A 2,807-nucleotide genomic window follows, 5' to 3' on the forward strand; every position below is an offset into this window, starting at 1 on the left:
GGCCAGCGGCGTGCCATCGCCGGGTATCTGTTCGGCACCGAGAAGCCGCCCGCGACCGCGCCAGCCGCGGCGAATGCGAAGGCCGTTGCCGAGCCGCCGTACGCGTTCGGCGGCTTCCGGCGCTGGGCCGATCGCGAGGGCTACCCCGCCATCAAGCCGCCCTGGGGCACGCTCAACGCCATCGACATGAACACCGGCGAGATCAAGTGGAAGGTGCCGCTCGGCGAGTACCCGGAGCTGACGGCGCGCGGCATTCCGCCGACCGGTACGGAGAACTACGGCGGCCCGGTGGTGACGGCTGGCGGCCTCATCTTCATCGCGGCGACGGCAGACGAGACGATCCGGGCGTTCGACAAGGCCACCGGGAAGGTGTTGTGGCAGGCAACGCTGCCGTTCAGCGGCAACGCCACGCCAAGCACGTACATGGTCGATGGCCGGCAGTACGTGGTGATTTCGGCCGGGGGCGGCAAGTCGGGGCGTCCCGCGGGGAGTTCACTCGTGGCGTTCGCCTTGCCGAGGTAGGGCGCGGTGTCCCACCGCGCCGCTGTTGGATGGCGTCCGCGTGGCCTGGAAGGGGACACGCACCCTGCCTCTCCATCGCGCGTCAGGGCGCCACGCGGACGTGGATCGAGGAACTCCGGGTGTGGAGCCGGAGCGTCGGGCCCGGCGTCCCGATGCGCCCCTCGGCGCGGCTCTTCACGCGGGTGCCGGTCAGCGTGTCGGGCGCATGGACCTGCCCCGACCGGCTCTCGGCCTCGAGCTTGTAGGCCGCGTCCCTCGCCGTGGTGACGCGGATCTCTCCCGAGCCGGACTCGATCTGCCAGTCGCCGACTGGCGCGCCGTCCACCGCCACACGCGCGCTGTCGGTCTCGACGTCGAGGGCCCCACGCACGCCGGTCAGCGACACCGCGCCCGACCGTGTGCGGACGCGACTCGCGGCAGGCGTTACGTCGGCCTGACGCAGGGACGCGCGCACGCTGCCGCTGCCCGTGACGATGGCCAACGCGCCAGGCACGGCGTCGACCTCGATGGCGCCGCTCTGCGTCCGCACGTCGAGAGCCGCGGCGCCGTCCACACGCACAGCTGACGACTCGGTCGTCACCGCCGCCGTCCCCACCCGTGTGAGGTCGACCGCGCCCGAACCGCTGGCGATCGTCGCCGTGCCGGCGACGCCGCGCAGCGTGATGGCTCCCGACGCGGTGCGGACCGTGAGCGTGGCCGACGAGGGCACCTCGACGCGATAGCTGACGGTCACCGCGCGCCGCGCCTCGGCGTCGACAGGCACGCCCAGGCGCACCAACGAGGGCGTGGCGTCGATCGGCGGCTGCGCCGCCACCCGCTGGGCGATGGCCACCGCATCGGCGGGCACGCCGAATCCGACCTTCGCCGTGGCCGCCCCCTCGACGACCACCCGTCCCGCCGCGCCGCCGACCACCTCGACGGCGCCGTTCAGCGTGTTGACGTCGACGACCACGCTGGCATCGGCCGGCAGGTCGCGCGAGAACGGGAATCGCTGCGCCACCGCCGGGCTGGCACAGACCAATGAAAGGACGAGGGCCGCCAGGACGCGCATCGGTCCACTCTACCCCGTTGCCACCGCGCCGCACTCTGCTAGTGTGTCGAGGCCATGAAGGTGCTCTTCATCCACGCGCACTTCGACGACTACGAGTTCACCGCCGGCGGCACGTTCGAGCTGTGGCGCCGCGCACTCGGCGATGCCTTCCAGGCCAAGGTGCTGGTGTGCACCGACGGCAAGGCCGGCCACCAGTTCCGCACGCGCGAAGAGACGGGCCGCGTGCGCCTGGAGGAGCAAGCCGCCTCTGCGAGCATCGGGCAGTACGACTTCGAGTTGTTGCGGCTCCCGAACGGCGAGCCACCGCGCGAGGCCTGCCTCCAGGTGACCACCGACCTGCTCGCGGCGTTGTGGAAGGCCATCCGCGACTTCGAGCCCGACTACCTGTTCTGCCCGCCGCTCGGCGCCGACCCGCTGGCCGGCATCCACAACGATCACGAGACGATCGCCGAGGCCGTGCGTCGCGTGGCGTACATGATCAACGTGCCGCATGCGTTCACGCCCGAGTACCCGGCCGACGAGACGCAGTCGGCCCCGTGCACGGTGCCGGTGATCATCAACACGTACGACGGCTACATGTTCGGCGCCAACGCCTTCGACTTCGCGATTGATGTCGAGGACGCCTTCGACACCATCGCCGCCATGACGTGGTGCCACCAGTCGCAGATCGTCGAGTGGCTACCGTGGGTGGGCCGACATGGCATGGCGCCGCCCGCGTCGCAGGAGGAGTGGGCCGCGATCCTCCGCGCCCGCTTCGACAGGACCGGCCGCGAACTCGGCATTGCCTCGGCGCACGCGACCGAAGTGTTCCGCGTGACGGCGTGGGGTGCCGTGCCGACCCTCGCGCAGTTACAGGCGGACTTCCCGCCGTTCGCGCCGGCCTCGAACCTCGATGCGCTGGACCGTCGCCTGCGCCAGTGGAACCACGCCTGAGCGCGCATCACTGACCGTCGACCATGAAGGTCGACGGCTACGGACTTCTGGCTCTTCACGGCCCCTCGACCGCGGAGGTCGCCGGCGTGGTCACGGCTTTTCGACATTCGGCATCGCAGCATCGCGGCATTCACCGTGCGGCAGAGGGCGTGCGCGCTTGTGGCGCGCGCGCCCTCTGCCGTAAGGTGAGGCCCATGGCCCACCCCCTCGCTGGCAAGCCCGTGCCCGCCGACATGCTGATGGACGTCCCTGCGCTGCTCGAGGCGTACGGCGCCACGCCCGATCCGTCCGTCGCCACGCA

The 2,807-nt window shown here is 71.4% G+C and carries 3 protein-coding genes; 2 read left to right on the forward strand and 1 reads right to left on the reverse strand.

The window, feature by feature from the left end; translation table 11 throughout:
- Window positions 1-522 (forward strand): PQQ-binding-like beta-propeller repeat protein (locus ACIRDX_RS22520; protein ID WP_396627655.1); only part of this gene is annotated, 522 nt, incomplete at its 5' end.
- Window positions 523-604: 82 nt separating this feature from the next.
- Here ACIRDX_RS22520 and ACIRDX_RS22525 read toward each other — a convergent pair.
- On the reverse strand, window positions 605-1,573 hold the full coding sequence (locus ACIRDX_RS22525; RefSeq protein ID WP_396627656.1) for a DUF4097 family beta strand repeat-containing protein: 969 nt from the start codon (window positions 1,571-1,573) through the stop codon (window positions 605-607).
- 54 nt (window positions 1,574-1,627) lie between these two features.
- Between ACIRDX_RS22525 and ACIRDX_RS22530 the strand changes: the two genes are divergently transcribed.
- Window positions 1,628-2,506, forward strand: a complete 879-nt coding sequence (locus ACIRDX_RS22530) for a PIG-L deacetylase family protein (RefSeq protein WP_396627657.1) — start codon at window positions 1,628-1,630, stop codon at window positions 2,504-2,506.
- The last annotated feature ends 301 nt before the right edge of the window (window positions 2,507-2,807 follow it).

It is taken from the genome of Luteitalea sp., from assembly GCF_044337415.1.
GTDB lineage: Bacteria > Acidobacteriota > Vicinamibacteria > Vicinamibacterales > Vicinamibacteraceae > Luteitalea.

What these genes read in the sequence shown, in the direction of transcription:
- ACIRDX_RS22525 (WP_396627656.1), bottom strand. Translation starts at nt 1,573, where the DNA reads ATGCGCGTCCTGGCGGCCCTCGTCCTTTCATTGGTCTGTGCCAGCCCG.
- ACIRDX_RS22530 (WP_396627657.1), top strand. Translation starts at nt 1,628, where the DNA reads ATGAAGGTGCTCTTCATCCACGCGCACTTCGACGACTACGAGTTCACC.